The organism is Streptomyces sp. NPDC057939, from assembly GCF_042887545.1.
GTDB lineage: Bacteria > Actinomycetota > Actinomycetes > Streptomycetales > Streptomycetaceae > Streptomyces.
The window spans coordinates 55,177-69,130 of the sequence record NZ_JBHVPG010000003.1 but is presented as its reverse complement, the minus strand read 5'-3'; the positions used below and the strand labels follow the sequence as shown (position 1 = coordinate 69,130).

At 74.9% G+C, this 13,954-nt stretch carries 12 protein-coding genes; 5 read left to right on the top strand and 7 right to left on the bottom strand.

Annotation, left to right across the window (positions count from 1 at the left end; all coding sequences use genetic code 11):
- Position 1: 1 nt before the first annotated feature.
- On the top strand, positions 2 to 1,237 hold the full coding sequence (locus ACFVS6_RS04665) for a DUF6545 domain-containing protein (protein WP_389700611.1): 1,236 nt from the start codon (positions 2 to 4) through the stop codon (positions 1,235 to 1,237).
- Here ACFVS6_RS04665 and ACFVS6_RS04660 read toward each other — a convergent pair.
- The 3 genes from ACFVS6_RS04660 to ACFVS6_RS04650 all read right to left on the bottom strand — a co-directional run bounded on the left by ACFVS6_RS04660 (position 1,209) and on the right by ACFVS6_RS04650 (position 5,124).
- Positions 1,209 to 2,045 (bottom strand): class I SAM-dependent methyltransferase, encoded by an 837-nt coding sequence (locus ACFVS6_RS04660; protein WP_389700609.1) that lies wholly within the window; start codon positions 2,043 to 2,045, stop codon positions 1,209 to 1,211. The two genes, ACFVS6_RS04665 and ACFVS6_RS04660, sit on opposite strands and share 29 nt — an antisense overlap.
- A gap of 241 nt (positions 2,046 to 2,286) precedes the next feature.
- Positions 2,287 to 3,927: a D-alanyl-D-alanine carboxypeptidase/D-alanyl-D-alanine-endopeptidase gene (locus ACFVS6_RS04655; RefSeq protein WP_389700607.1), complete on the bottom strand. Its 1,641-nt coding sequence runs from the start codon at positions 3,925 to 3,927 to the stop codon at positions 2,287 to 2,289.
- Between the two features lie 120 nt (positions 3,928 to 4,047).
- The gene (locus tag ACFVS6_RS04650) at positions 4,048 to 5,124 is read right to left on the bottom strand and encodes an ArsR family transcriptional regulator (RefSeq protein ID WP_389700605.1); all 1,077 of its coding nucleotides are present in this window, start codon (positions 5,122 to 5,124) and stop codon (positions 4,048 to 4,050) included.
- Between the two features lie 135 nt (positions 5,125 to 5,259).
- Between ACFVS6_RS04650 and ACFVS6_RS04645 the strand changes: the two genes are divergently transcribed.
- A complete protein-coding gene (locus ACFVS6_RS04645; protein ID WP_389700603.1) occupies positions 5,260 to 6,525 on the top strand; it encodes an MFS transporter in 1,266 nt (421 codons plus the stop codon).
- Positions 6,526 to 6,670: 145 nt separating this feature from the next.
- On the opposite strand, the gene ACFVS6_RS04640 is transcribed toward ACFVS6_RS04645, so the two are convergent.
- Complete coding sequence (locus ACFVS6_RS04640; RefSeq protein WP_389700601.1) at positions 6,671 to 6,886, bottom strand: hypothetical protein; 216 nt, start codon at positions 6,884 to 6,886, stop codon at positions 6,671 to 6,673.
- Positions 6,887 to 7,083: 197 nt separating this feature from the next.
- Here ACFVS6_RS04640 and ACFVS6_RS04635 point away from each other — a divergent pair, with 197 nt between their 5' ends.
- Positions 7,084 to 7,743, top strand: a complete 660-nt coding sequence (locus ACFVS6_RS04635; RefSeq protein ID WP_389700599.1) for a lysophospholipid acyltransferase family protein — start codon at positions 7,084 to 7,086, stop codon at positions 7,741 to 7,743.
- Positions 7,744 to 7,865: 122 nt separating this feature from the next.
- Here the strand turns inward: ACFVS6_RS04635 and ACFVS6_RS04630 are convergent, their stop codons facing one another.
- Positions 7,866 to 8,099 carry a hypothetical protein gene (locus tag ACFVS6_RS04630; protein WP_389700597.1) on the bottom strand — a complete coding sequence of 78 codons (234 nt, stop codon included), beginning with the start codon at positions 8,097 to 8,099 and terminating at the stop codon, positions 7,866 to 7,868.
- 410 nt (positions 8,100 to 8,509) lie between these two features.
- Between ACFVS6_RS04630 and ACFVS6_RS04625 the strand changes: the two genes are divergently transcribed.
- The gene (locus ACFVS6_RS04625; protein ID WP_389700595.1) at positions 8,510 to 9,163 is read left to right on the top strand and encodes a hypothetical protein; all 654 of its coding nucleotides are present in this window, start codon (positions 8,510 to 8,512) and stop codon (positions 9,161 to 9,163) included.
- Between the two features lie 193 nt (positions 9,164 to 9,356).
- Entirely contained in the window at positions 9,357 to 10,328 is a 972-nt protein-coding gene (locus ACFVS6_RS04620; RefSeq protein WP_389700593.1) for a zinc-binding dehydrogenase, read from the top strand.
- A gap of 106 nt (positions 10,329 to 10,434) precedes the next feature.
- Here the strand turns inward: ACFVS6_RS04620 and ACFVS6_RS04615 are convergent, their stop codons facing one another.
- Both ACFVS6_RS04615 and ACFVS6_RS04610 read right to left on the bottom strand, forming a co-directional pair.
- Positions 10,435 to 12,615, bottom strand: a complete 2,181-nt coding sequence (locus tag ACFVS6_RS04615) for an FUSC family protein (RefSeq protein ID WP_389700591.1) — start codon at positions 12,613 to 12,615, stop codon at positions 10,435 to 10,437.
- A 308-nt stretch (positions 12,616 to 12,923) separates the two neighbouring features.
- A complete protein-coding gene (locus tag ACFVS6_RS04610; RefSeq protein WP_389700589.1) occupies positions 12,924 to 13,757 on the bottom strand; it encodes a class I SAM-dependent methyltransferase in 834 nt (277 codons plus the stop codon).
- Positions 13,758 to 13,954: the final 197 nt, after the last annotated feature.

Here is a 13,954-nt window from a genome sequence, read left to right as displayed (position 1 = left end):
CGTGTCCGACCTGGGCTTCCAACTGCCCGCGGTCATCGGTGTCCTCGCGGCCCTGAGCAGGCTTCCCGGCCTGCTGCGCAACCCGCACGACCCCCTGCTCCGGGCCGTCGTCGCGTTCCTGCTGACCACCAGCGGAGCCTTCTTCCTCGGGGCGGTCCCGATGCTCGCGGAGGTCAACGCGATCACGGGCGTCCCCAACCTGGCGGCCCCCCTCGTCCACGCCATGCTGATGGCGTCCTCCGGGACCGGCATCGTGCTGATCATCAACTGGCGCGGTGGGCCGCCCGCCACGATCCGGCGGGCCACGCGCCGGGCCCTCGGCTCCTACGGCGCGGTCGGCCTCGCCCAGTTCGGGCTGTTCCTGCTGGGGGACGCCCCCGTCGAGCGGCTGCGGGACCTCGAAACCCACTACGCCACCACCCCGTACATCCGCGAGATGACCCTGCTCCACCTCGCCGCCCACACCGCGGCCGCACTGGTCATGTACTCCCTGTGCCGGCGCTGGCTGCGCGAGGTCACCGGGGAACTCCGCGTGGGCCTGGCCCTCATGGTGATCGGCCAGTGGTTCACCGTCGGCCACGCCGTGTGCACGCTCGTCGCCGTGGGCGCCCGGTTTGCGGGAACGGACTGGGACTTCCTGAGCACCCAGGTGGCCCGCCCGCTCCTCCGGGCCGGCTCCTCCCTCGTCATCTGCGGGTTCGTGCTGCCGCTCCTCGTACAGCGCCTCGCCGGGCCCTGGCGGGACTGGTCCGGGTACCGCCGACTCGGTCCGCTCGCCCGATTGCTCGCGGGGCTGACGCCCGCGACGACCACGGTCAGGATGCCCCTGTTCTCCTGCCTCGGGGTGCGCCGCCTCCAGCGCGAATCGAGCATCCACGACGGACTGCTCACCCTCAACCCCTACTTCGACCTCGCCCTGCGGGCCGGCGCCCTCGACGCGGCCCTCACCGGGGGCGCCGACGCCGAGGAGGCGGCGGCGGTCGCGGACGCGGCCATGGTCACCGCCGCGGTACGGGCCCTGCGGGCCGATCCCGAGCGCTGCGTCATCGCCCACACCCGGGCCCTCCAGGATGACCCGGGAGGTTGCCGTGACCTCGTCCGGACCTCCAGGGCCTTGTCCCGCCTTCCCGTGGCGGCGAGCCCGGGCCCGTGCGTCGGCGGCGGGCCCGGGGCCGACGGCCGCACGGCCCGACCGACCGGCTCTCCGATCAGCCGGGGCGGTGGCCCCAGGCCGTGATCAGCCCGGGGGAGAGGTCCGCGCAGTCGGGGGAGTCGAGGTAACGGACCGCCGCCGCGATCGCCGCGTCGTCCACCAGCCCCGTCGCGGTCATCGCCGCCCTGGCCCGGTCCCAGGTACCGGCCCAGAACCCGCTGATGGGGCTGCCGGGCACCAGCGGCGGGACGTGGACCTCCGCCGCCACCCCGGTCAGGCCTGCGGCGCGCAGCAACTCCGGATAGCGCGGGGTCCAGGACACATCGGTGCCGATGGTCTCGCGCAGCCCCTGCCACATGGCCCGCATGGCCCGGGTGTACGGGGTCGCGGGAGCGTCCGTGCCCGTCAGGTCGACGGCGTCCCCGAGGACCAGGACCCCGCCCGGGACGAGCAGTTGCCCGAGGCGTTCGATCAGGCGCTCCCGCTCGGTGAGGTGCATCAGGACGAAGCGGGCGTGCACCAGCCGGAACTGACCGGGATCGAACCCCGGGTCGAGGACGTCCGCCTCCAGGAGGTCGAGTCCGGGCTCGGGACGGGCGGCCAGGAAACGGACGTCACGGTCGACGGCGAGGACGCGCGTGACACCGGCCTCCCGCAGCAGCCGCCGGGCCACGGTTCCGGTGCCCGCGCCCAGTTCGAGGCAGTTCCAGCCGGGCCCGGCGCCCAGCGCCCGGAGCCGGGCGAGGGTGACGTCGTCGTAGGTGAGGGCGCCGAGGTCGATGCGCTCGTCCTCGCCGGCCCGCCCCGGCGGGAACACCTCCGTACCGTAGCGGCCGGGTGCGCCGGGGCCGGTGCTCGCTCCGTCACCGGTCCGGCCGGAGTGTGTGGACACGGACGGATCACCGCCTCCCGGGGTCGCGCGGGCCGTGCGGCGCGGGCCCGGCGCACGGGGGCGCCGCACCCGCGGGAACCGCACACGGCACTCGCGCTCCCAGTATCACCGGATCGCCGCGCGGCGGCCCGCCGACGACCGGGTCGGCCCGGGCCGACCCGGTCGGGCGCGGGCGGTGCAGGCCGGGCCGGTGCGGTGCAGGGGAGTGGACGGGAGGGGGCTCCGGGGCCGTGGTGGCCGGTCACCCCTCCTGGAGGTGGGCGGCGATCATCGCGATGTCGTTGGCGACGCTCAGGATCCCACTCGGATCGGGCGTCGGCGTCGCCGCCCCCGTGACACCCGCGTAGAACACGTCGAAGCGGCCGTCGCCCCGGTCCAGGTAACCGGCGATCGTCATCGCACCCACGCCCAGCCGGTCGTTGAGGGCGTCGTACCCGACGGCGGCCCCGGTCTTGGCGAACACCTTGCCGCGGGCCGGGCAGTCCCGGCAGTTGGTCGCGAGCAGCCCGTCGACGCCCAGGATCGGCAGCGCTTCCCGGAACCGCCGCGCGTCCGGCGTACCCATCCAGTACGTCAACATCTGGATCTCCGCCCGAGGCGTCGCCCGGTCCACGGGGTTCCCGCCCCTGCCGTCGAGGAGCTGCACCTGCTCCCGGTCCACACCCGCCCCGTCCAGGAAGCGGGCCAGTACCGGGAATCCGTCCATGCAGGCGTGGCTCCCGGTCTCGACCGCCATCAGACAGATCCCGAGGTTGGCGCCGAGGTTGTGGCTGACCTTCAGGATGAGCTCGGCGTACTCCGCGTAGGGCGGCGAGGTGTACACCGCCACCCGGGGGCTCCCCTCGTACGTCCGGGGCAGCGCGGCCACCGGGTTGGGGCCGGCCGGATCCGCAGTGACCCGTACCCCCGCCCGGCCGAGCGCCGCGATCAGCGCGCTGCGCCCGAACGCCGCCGGATCGGCGACGGGCGAGACCCGCAGCACCGGAGCGGCGCCCACGGCGATCGTGCCGGACAACCGGATCCGGGTGCCGTTCTCGGAGGCCGTCACGTCGATGGAGCCCGTTTCGCCGGCCGCCACCGTCTTCACCGTCGACGTCACCCGGTACGGGGCGACCCGTGGCCGCCAGTCCAGTCGGGCGGGCGCGTCCGGGCGGTCCCCGGGAGTGGTCAGCAGGTCGATCAGGTTGTCGTTGATGATCATCGGGGTCGGTGTCGGGTCGAGGGTCGGATCCGGTGCGAAGAGCCGACCGTCGACGACGACGTCCCCCTCCACCCGGGTGATGCCCGAAGCCCGCACCTGCCGGGCCAGCCGGTCGATCCCGGCGAGGGGGTTCTCCGGGGTGAGCGTCGCGCCGGGCACGTCGTTGGCGTAGGTGTGGTCGAGGTCGGTGAACGCCACCGTGCCGTCGGGGCGGGTCCTGCCGCCCATGGTCAGGTCGCCCTGCGCGACGAGGGCCAGGTTCCCGTCCAGCGTGGAGCCGTCGCGCTCACCGACCGCGTGGACGGGCGTCTCGAAGCGGTGATCGGCCCCGAGGGTCTGCCACGGCCCGGACACGCTGAACAGCTTGGCCGTTGAGCCCGGGATGAAGACCTGCTCCGGGAACATGCTGCGCACCACCCGGCCGCTGTCCGGCTCGACCTGAAGCAGGCCCCACTGGGCGTTGCGGTACTCGGGCTTGCGCATGATCTCCGTGATGCGCGGGTCGAGCGGCTCCTGGCCGCCGGTCGCCGACGGCGAAGGGGTCGGGGTCGGTGGGGTCGGGCCCGAGGCCGCGCCCGAGGCCAGGGCGGCGAGCAGCAGGGCCGAGCAGCCGGCGCCCACCCGCCACCGCAGGGACCGGGGGCCGGTGGCCCGGGGTCGGGAGTCTGTTCCTCGCACCACGGCACGCCCCGTTCGTCTCGACGGACTCCGGCCGCACCGTCGGGCCGGACCGGCCCCCGGGATCAGACCAGCGTGGCACGCCCACCCGCGACGCGCACGCCGCCCGTCGGGGCGGGGGCGTCAACCCGGCGAGGGCGGGCGGCCGTCCTGTTCGGCGTGCCCCGTCAGCCGGTCGCCCAGCGGGCTGCGGCGGTACAGGACGTGCCGTCCGTCGCGCGCCCGGGTGACGAGCCCGGTCGCGTGCAGGACGCGCAGGTGTTGGGACACCGCGCTCGGGGTGACCTTGAGGCGCCGGGCGATCTCGACGGTCGGCAGCGGCTCTTCGAGGAGGCCCAGCAGCCGAGCCCTGGGCGCCCCCAACAGGGCGGCCAGAGCCGGCGCGGTGACGACCGGCGCGGCCTCCCACAGCGTCGCCACGCCACGGCTGGGGTACGCCAGCGTCGGCGCTTCGCCCTGGCCGACCGGCGGCGCCGGTTTGTGGGCGAACACGGACGGTACGAGCAACAGCCCGCGGCCCGAGGCCTTGACGTGATGCCGGCTGATCATCTTGTCCACGTGCAGGACGCCGTCCTGCCAGCGCAGGTTCGGATGCATGTCGGCGAACAGCAACCGGGCACCGCCCAAGGCCAGTTGCCGGGCCCGGTAGGTCATGTCGGCCTCCAGGACCAACCGCATGCGCGGCCACACCGGCTCGACGGCGGCCCTCCAGTACCGGAGCAGCAGTTCGCAGAGCGCGTCGCGGAGCCGCACCACGGGGGCGTCGTCGGCCGCGAGGGCGTCGCGCAGCGCCCCGGGCAGCGGATCCGGCGCGTGCGCGGCCAGCAGGTCGCCACGCACCACGGCCGGGGAGGTGCGGCGCACGACGGCCAGCTCCTCCTCGAACGACGCGTCGAAGCGCGCGGGCCGCGGCGTGAGGAAATCGGGCAGGGTGCGCCGCACGGGCATCAGCGACATCAACGTCTCGACGTCGGTCGCGCCCAACCCGCCGGATCCGCCGCCGAGCCCGCCGACAGCGCCGACACGGCCGGGATCGCCGACGCCGCCGGGCGCGCCGAGGACGGACCTGCGCCACGGCAGGTGCAGCGCCGACAGTCCCGGCTCCCGCAGGACCCGCAGGCTCAGCACGGTCTCGTACAGGGGGGAGAGCGCGAAACGGGTGTCCGCGAGGTCCTCCACACCCAGCTCAAAGGTGATCATTAAGCGCCAGGCTACATTCGTTGTCGGTCGTGCGCGGGTGCCGTGAACTCTTCCGCATGACACCCACAGCACCCGTGCGGTGCCCCTCCACCGTGCCGAGGCCCCGCGCCGCCGGCCCCGGGGCGGCGGCCTGACATGGACCGTCGGACGCTCCTGCTGCTCTCCCTTGCCTGTGCCGTCGGCGTGGGCAACGTGTACTTCCCCCAGGCGATCGGCCCCCTCGTCGCCACCGGACTGGGGGCGTCACCCGATTCCGCCGCCCAGATCGTGACGGCCACCCAGATCGGCTACACGGTCGGGATCTTCCTCCTGGTGCCGCTGGGCGACCGGATCCCGTACCGGCCCCTCCTCGTCACCCTGTTCGGCCTGACCGGTGCGGGCCTCGTCGCGGCCGGCTGCGCGCCGGCCCTGCCGCCGCTGGTCGCCGCGAGCGCGCTCGTCGGTGTCACCACCGTGGCCGCACAACTCGTCGCCCCGCTGGCCGCCGGTCTGGTGGGCGAGGAGCGCCGCGGCGCGGTGCTGGGCACGCTGCTCAGCGGCTCGCTGGCCGGGATGCTGCTCGCCCGCACCTTCAGCGGGACGCTCGGCGAACGGCTGGGCTGGCGGGCCCCCTACCTGGTCGCCGCCGTCGTGGTGTTCCTCCTGGCGGCCGTCCTCGCCCGCACGCTGCCGGCCGGCACCCCGCCCGAGCGCCGTTCGTACCCGGCGCTCCTGGCCGAGCCCCTCCGGCTGCTCCGCTCAGAACCCGAACTGCGCCGCTCCTGCCTCTACCAGGCCACCGTCTTCGCCGGGTTCTCGGCCGTCTGGACCTGCGTGGCGCTCCTGCTGACCGGCCCCGCCCACGGTCTGGACGTCCGGGCCGTGGGACTACTGGCCCTGGTCAACGCCGTGACGGTCCTCTGCACGCCGTACGCCGGACGGCAGGTCGACCGCAGGGGGGCCGACGCGGTCAACCTCGTCTGCCTGTTGGCGGTCCTCGGCTCGGCGGCGCTCCTCGCGGCGGGCTCGCGCGGCGGGGCGGTGGGCCTGGCCGCACTGGCCGGCGGAACCCTGCTGCTCGACGTCGCCATGCAGTCCGGCATGATCGCGAACCAGGCGCGCGTCTTCGCGCTGCGCCCCGACGCCCGCGCCCGGCTCAACACCGCGTACATGACCTGCGCCTACCTGGGCGGCAGCGCGGGCTCCTGGCTCGGCGTACGGGCCTACGGCCTGGCCGGCTGGGGCGGGGTGTGCGCATTGGTCGCGGCCCTCGCCGGGGTCGCGCTGGCCCGCCACCTGGTGGCGGTCCGCCACCGCAAGGCGCCGGCCGCCGCGTCGGTCGATCCGGTCGGACGGCCCGCGAGGGGACCCGTCGGGGCTGTCGCGGCCCGTCCGGATTGCCCGCCACGACGGGACGGGTGAACCCGCCACGTTGGAAGGGGCGAGCCCGCCTCGCCGGACGGGGCGAACCCGCCCGGGCGGGATGCCGGGCGGGCCCCGGCGACCGCGGGGTCCACCGGCGGCGCGCACCGGTCGGAGCACGTGGGAGCCGGCCGTGAGCGGCGACTCAGTCGCCTCCGCCACCACCTCCGCAGCCGCCCCCACCGCCGCAGGAGGAGCCGCAGCCGCCCCCGCCGCCGTCCCCCCAGGAACGGGAACGCCGCCTGCGCGACGAACCTCCACCCCGGCGGCCCCCGCGCGTCACCGCGAAGAGGACCACGAAGAACCCGACCACGAAGATCATCAGGATCTCCACCGCGACCACCCCCCGTACTTGTTCCATCCGGATTGTATGAGCGGTATCCCCGGCCCGACCGGTCGCTACATCGGACTTGAGGAACTCCAGAGCTTCGTCGCGCGGACGGTGCCCGGGTGGTGCGCACACGGGTCGTGAGTAGGCGTACTCACGACAACCGGCCGGGCCGGTCCCGATGATGGGCAGCGACCGCCCCGTCCGCACCACCGCACCAGCGAGGTCCCGTGCTCACCCGCATCGCAGACGCCCTCTTTCCCGCCTTCGGCACCCTCTCCGTGACCGCGGATCCCGACGGCGTGCCGCCGCGCGGCGCCTGCGTCCTCGTCGCGAACCACACCTCCCTGTGCGACCCCGTCGTCGTCGCGGCCGCCCTGCGCAGGCTCGGTACGGAGCCCGTGATCATGGCCACCGCCGGGCTCTGGCGGATCCCCGTCCTCGGTGCCGCCCTGGCCCGGGACGGGCACATCCCCGTCCACCGCGGTACGGCCCGCGCCGCCGAGGCGCTCGACCGGGCGGCCCGGGTGCTGGCCGACGGACGCTCCGTCCTGCTGTACGGCGAGGGTCGCCTGCCGACCCGTCGCGACCCGGGCGAAGCCGCGCCCGGCCCCTTCCGCAGCGGCGCGGCCCGCCTCGCCCTGGCCGCCGGCGTGCCCCTCGTACCGGTGGGACAGGCGGGCGCGCGCCGGCTGTGTTCCGGAGGCGCCGTCAAGCAGCTCGCGGGCGCGCTCACGGCGCCCGCCCGCCGCCCACGACTCCACGTCCACGTCGGAGCGGCCCTGCGGCTGCCCGGTCAGGTCCCCGAGGCGAGCGCCCACGCCCACCGGGCCGTCACCGAGGCCTGGCGCACCGCGGTCGACGCACTGACCGCGTCCACCGTCCGTTGAGGCCGGGCCGGGCCGCCACCGAACGGCCGGGCGCCCGCCTCCGGAGTGTGGTCCGGGCGGCGGGCGCGTCGAGTGCTCGGGGGAAAGGGGCGGGGGCGGGGCGGGGTCGTGCGGACCCGTGTTCAGGTGATGTCGGCCGAGACGGACCGCTCGGTGTTGCCCTGTACGGCCGTACGGAAGGCCTCCATGCAGGGGGTGCAGTAGCGTTCGGCAGCCGTCTCCCCGGCCGTGCTCCGGGCGGTCGCCGAGGGGGGTGCGTGCCGGCCGCAGAGGGTTCCGGAGGGGGACTCCTTGGAGAGGACGTGCCACAGGAGTTCGCCACGGCCGTCGGGTGAGTCCGCGCGCATTTCGTACATGAGAATGCCCTTCGCGCTCGCTGGGCGGGCGAGAGGTCGCCCGTCGTCCATGAGAGCTCGGTTCCGCCGCAAGGGCCACTCGGCTCGGCCGCCCGGGGGAAACCGGGGCGGAGGAGGTTTGAACCCCGCTCCGGCGCGGGTGGAGCCCGGTGTGTTCCGTACGGGGCCGGCCGCGCCTCCCGGCTCGGCCGGGCCCGCGACGCCCGGCAGCGCCCCCGGGGGCCTGTAGGCGTCGCCCGTGCTCCGGGCCGCCGCGCCCTCGGCCCTGCGGTGCACGGCGCCGGGCACCACTCCCCGGCCCGGCCTGATCCGAACGGCACGGCTCCCCGGGGAGACGGCCCGAGCGACTCCGGCGCGTGCCGACCCGTCCCGGACGCCGGGCTGTCAGTGCCCCTTGTCAGCATGAACCCATGAGCAAGGTAGTGAACTACAGCATGGCGAACCGCGGCGAGATCGCGCGCTTCGTGCCCGCCCTGGATCTGACCGCCGACGAATCACGGCGCCTGGACAACATGCGGATCAGGGCGAAGGCGCGTCAGGACGGCCTCGACCACCAGGGAGTGGACTGGGGGCTGTCGGTCCCGGACGCCCTGGAGGAGTTGGTCTCCGGCCGGGCCGACTCCACCGCCGATCACGCCGGTTGCGCCTACTACGCGGCCCTCCAGATCGTCATCGACCACAACGCGAGCGACAGCGCGACCCTGGCGAGCTACCGAAGCCCCGTCACCTACTTCTGCGCCCTGGACGACGCCCTCAGCTCGGCGGGGGTCCCGGCCGACCTGCTGCCCCATCAGTACGTCTTCAGCGGCCCGCCCTCGGAGATCGGGTTCCACGTACCCCACCCCCCGGAGGGCTCGCCGGAGATCGGATGCTGGCCGCTCGCGAAGGCGGTCCCCGCGGTCGAGGCCTACCGCGAGGTGCTGGACCGGGTCGACGAGGACCTCCGGTACGACCTCGGGGAACTCATCGAGGCCCTCGACGGCTGGGCCTCGGAGTGGAACGGGGGCGAGGGCGCCTGGTGGTGGGCCGAGGACGGCTCGATCTTCTTCTCGATCACCGGCTGACCCACCGAGGAAGCGGCCGATCCCTTCGGTCGGGCCGGATCGAGCCGGATCGGGCCGGATCGGATCGGACGTGATCGGGTCCGGCCCGGCCCGGCCCCGCGACGAGGACTTGACCTCAAGTCTGGTTGAGGTCGGATGGTTGCTCCGACGCGGGCGCCGGAGAGTCCGGAGGCCCGGGACGAGGGGGAGCGCCATGCGGGTGACAGAGGTCGGGGAGTTCGGTGGTCCGGAGGTACTGGTCGCGGGGGAGCGGCCCGAGCCGGTGGCGGGACCCGGCCAGGTGCTGATCGCCGTGGCCGCCGTGGACACGATCTTCGTGGAGACGCAGGTGCGCGGCGGCTGGGGCCGGGAGTACTTCCCGCTCACCCTGCCGTACGTCCCTGGTGGCGGCATCACCGGGACCGTGCGCGCGACCGGTGAGGGCGTGGATCCGGCGTTGAGCGGGCGCAGGGTCGCGGTGTCGATCGGTCATACCGGGGGGTACGCGGAGTTGGCCGTGGCGGCCGCCGACGCGCTGGTGACCGTACCGGAATCGGTGTCCCTCACCGATGCGGCGGCCCTGGTCCACGACGGGGTGACGGCGGCCAAACTGCTGGACGTCACGGCACTGCGGCCCGGCGAACAGGTGCTGGTCGTGGGTGCGTCGGGCGGTATGGGTACCGTCCTCGTCCAACTGGCGAAGGCGGCGGGCGCACGCGTCGTCGGGGTGGCGCGCGGGGACCGGAAGACCGCCCTCGTGAAGGAGTTGGGGGCCGACGCCGTCATCGACGCGGCCCGCGCGGACTGGGTGGAGGCGGCCCGTGCCGCGCTCGGCGGCGCGGGCGCCGATGTCGTCCTCGACGGTGTGGGTGGTGAAGTCGGCCTGACCGCCTTCGAACTGGTCGCGGACGGGGGCCGGTTCTCCGCCCACGGCGCCCCCACGGGCGGCTTCGCCCCCGTGGATCCGGAAGCGGCCGCCGCCCGCGGGGTGCGTCTGTTCGGCATCCAGGACGTTCAGATGTCGGCCGAGGAACACACCGATCTGGTGGAACGGGCCCTGCGGGCCGCGGCCGAGGGCACGCTGCGGCCGGTCATCGGTGCCACCTTCCCCCTGGCGCGCGCGGCGGCGGCGCACGAGGCGATCGAGTCCCGCGCACTCGTGGGGAAGGCCGTCATCACCGTGTGACGTGCGTTGAGCGGGGCGGGCGTGGCCGGTCCGGTACGAACCCACAGCCGGGTGCGCCTTTCGCGGCGGGATCGCCGTCAGGGGCCGGACCCGTGCCCCCGCGCCCTCACGCCGCGTCCGGGCCGTTCGGGGCCTTCGGAGCCTTCGGGGCGGGTTCCAGGAGCGGGCGCGCGCCGTCCGAGCCGGCGGCGATCCGTTCCAGGTCCGTCATCAGGGAGTCCAGCCACGAGGCCGCGGCGTAGTAGAGGCGGGGTGCGCCCGGGGGTTCCGCGGTGAACCCGGCGAAGGTCGGGTCGCGCAGCGGGATCGGGGCGTACGGGGTGTCGCCGCCCGGGTCGAGGCGGGCCGACACGAGCAACATCCGACCCGCGACCCGGTCCCCGAGGCCGGTGACCGCCGTCGCCGGTTCCGGGCCCATGGGCGGGGCGACGATCCGCTCGGGTGGCACGAGCAGTCTGTCGGCCCCCCACAGCGTGTGGTGCCCGGCCATCAGGGTCGCCTGCCAGTCCTGCCCGCCCGACGCCCTCTGTCCCTTGGGCTCGCTCTGGTACTGCGCGTACGCGGACTCCGCCAGGATCAGCGCGGTGCGCAGCGAGCGGTGTCCCGGCGCGCTCAGGACCGGCACCCGTACCCCGCCCGCGGAGATCTGCGCGGTGGTCGCCACCACGATCTCCGCCGCGCCCCGCAGCAACACCGCCGCCGACCGCCGCAGCTCGGCCTGTGCGCCCCGCGGCCAGGCCAACAGGCCGAACACGGCGCCGACGGCACTGCCGGTCAGCACGTCCAGCAACCGGAACTCGGCTAGTTGCCAGGTCGCGGGTGCGAGTTGGGCGAAGACCAGGGCGATCACGATGGTGAACATCGCCTGGGCCCAACCGACGCCCTTGACCGGCCCGAGCGTGAACGCGACCAGCATCAGCGGGGGCAGCGCCGCCGCGTACACCGCGATGTCCGTCCCCACCAGCGCCAGCAGCGTGGCCGCCACGAGGGCGCCCGCCAGAGTGCCGATCAGGGCCACCCGTACCGTCGAACGGGTCTCCTCCACCGTCGTGCGCGTCAACGTCAAGGTCGCCAGCAGCACCCAGAACCCGTGGGGCAACGTGTCCTCCCCGGCGATCAACCGGGCGGCCGCCAGTGCCAGGCTGAGCCGTACCGCGTTCTGGAAGAGCACCGACCGTCGCGCGGCGTGCCCCGACAGTCGGAACCACCACAGCTGCGGGGCGTGCATCCGCGCGTACCAGAACCGGCCCGGCGCCGCCTGCGCCGCGCCCGCCCGGCCCGCCACCGCGATCCCGGCGGCCGTCGACATCGCCAGCGCGGCGTCGGCGGCCTCCAGGACCGCGGCGTGCCGGCGCAGCAACGCCGGGGAGGGGTTGGTCGTCGGGCCCGCCGCCAGGGCCGTACGGGCGCGCAGCAGCTCCGTGTGCGCGTCCACGGAGGTCGTCCGGCCCCGGAGCCGGTCGGCCGTCTCCGCGGCGGCGTCGCGCACCGCCCGCAGCACCTCCAGGCCGGCCGGCCCGGGCTGCGGGCCGGGGACCGGCGGCAGCACCGTCAGCCGACCCAGCAGGGTGCGGGTGGCCAGGCCGGTGTGGGCGAGGCCCCGGTCGCGTACGCCCGGCCCGGCCGGCCGCTCGGCCTCCGGCACCTGCGAGGAGCGCAGCCGGGTCCCCGCCTCCTCCGCCGTCCGCACCAGATCGGCGTCCAGGGTGTACGGGGCTTCGGACAGCCCGTCGGCGCAGCGGCGCACGGTGTCGGCGGCCCGCGCCGCCAGTTCCCGGTACGCCACGGTCGGCGGATCGGGGAACAGGAACATCTCGGCGAGGACCAGCAGGGCGATGCCCACCGTCGCGCCCACCAGGCGCTCGTCGAGGGAGTCCGGAGCGTAGGGAGGGAACGACGGCAGGATGTACATCAACTGAAGCCCCGGCGCGGCGCCCGCCGGCCGCGGGCCGCCCACGGCGGTGAACGCCAAGGCGAATCCGACGACCAGCATGCCCAGGACCGCGCTCCACGTCCGCACGGACAGGTAGGTGCCGATCGTGATCAGCACCCAGCAGACGGGAAGGACCGGCATCAGCACCGCGGCGCGCTGCCGTCCCGTTCCGGGGATGTGGGACAGGCCCGCCAGAGCCACCGCGGCGAACAACGCGTACGTCGCGCCGGTGGCCGAGCCGAATCCGTAGAGGAGCAGGTAGAAACCGGCGCTGCCGGCCAGGGTCACCCGGACCGACCGCCGGGCCGCCGCCGCGTAGGCGGCGGGCAGTCGTGTCCTGCGGACGCCACCCATGCCCCCAGGATCACCCCGCACCGGCCGACCGGCACGCGGCGGAGTCCGCGGACGGGCTGTGCCCAGGACAGGTGTGCAGGTGGGAGGGCGTGCGGGTGGGCGGCGTGCGGTTGTGCGGAGCCGGTTGCGTGCGCTACATTGATCTTGTTCCCGCGGCCGAGGTCGGCGCCGGCGGGACCTGCGTTGGTGGTCCAAGGAAAGACGCCCCGCTTCCCGCGGGGAAATGTAGGTGCAAGGCCTGCCCAGCGCTCGGATCGGCCCCGGTCTCCTCACGGAGACCGGGGCTTTCCGCTGTCCTGCTCCGGCCGCTACGGCCGGGTGGCGGTGACCACGTAGTAGTCCAGGACCCGCTCCTCCCAGGCGGCCAGGAAGTTCCTGGGCCAGGTGCCGGGCTCCCAGAGCCGCGAGAGCCAGCGGTCCCAGCCGGGCCACACCTGCGGCCCGATCGAGCGGGTCCGGACGTCGACGAGCCCGGAGCCGGTCAGCGCGTCGGCGAGTTGGGACACGGGACGGGCGATGTCCAGGCCGTTGGCGTACGAGTCGAGCAGGCCGGCGAGCCGGTCGGCCTGGGCGGGGGTGCCGTCCACGGTGAAGAAGCTGGCGACCGCGACCCGGCCGCCGGGGCGCAGGACACGGGCCGCTTCCCGGGCGAACGCGAACAGGTCCGGGAAGTGCTGGGCGGCCTCGACGCTGTAGAGGCAGTCGAACTCCCCGTCGCCGAACGGCAGGCTCTCGGCGGCGCCCAGGGCGAAACGCAGCCGGTCCGGCCGGGCCTCCAGCAACGGGGCATTGACGTCCCGGGCGCGCCGGAGCTGCTGGGGGTGGATGTCGACCCCGGTGATCCGGGCCGGCCGGTACTCCTCCAGGGCGAGCGCGCAGCCGACGCCGAGGCCGCAACCGACCTCCATGACCTGGCCCTTGTGCGGGCCGGCGGCGTCCAGGACGTGCCGGTAGAGGTCCTGCTCGCTGCGGATCCGGTCGGCCTCCGTCAGGGGGCCTTCGAGATCGACGCCCTTCCAGTAGCCGAAGTTGATGAACCCTCCGGAGAACACGGGCACGGCACTGAGGTCGGCCGGTCCGTACGTCTCCCACACCGGGGGCCGTACGACCGGATCGGACTGCTGCCGGGATTCACCTGCCAACGCCCCGTCACCTCCGCGGACTCGGGGGACCCCTCGGTCCCGGAAGCCCAGTGTGGCCCGCGCGACGCCCGCCCCGACAGACCGCCCCGCCCGGACGGACCGCCCCGCCCCGACGGACCGCCGCCGATCCGACGGACCGCCCCGCCCGGCGCATCCGGGCGGGTGGACTCGTGCGAATCCACCGACGGGGCCGGGGA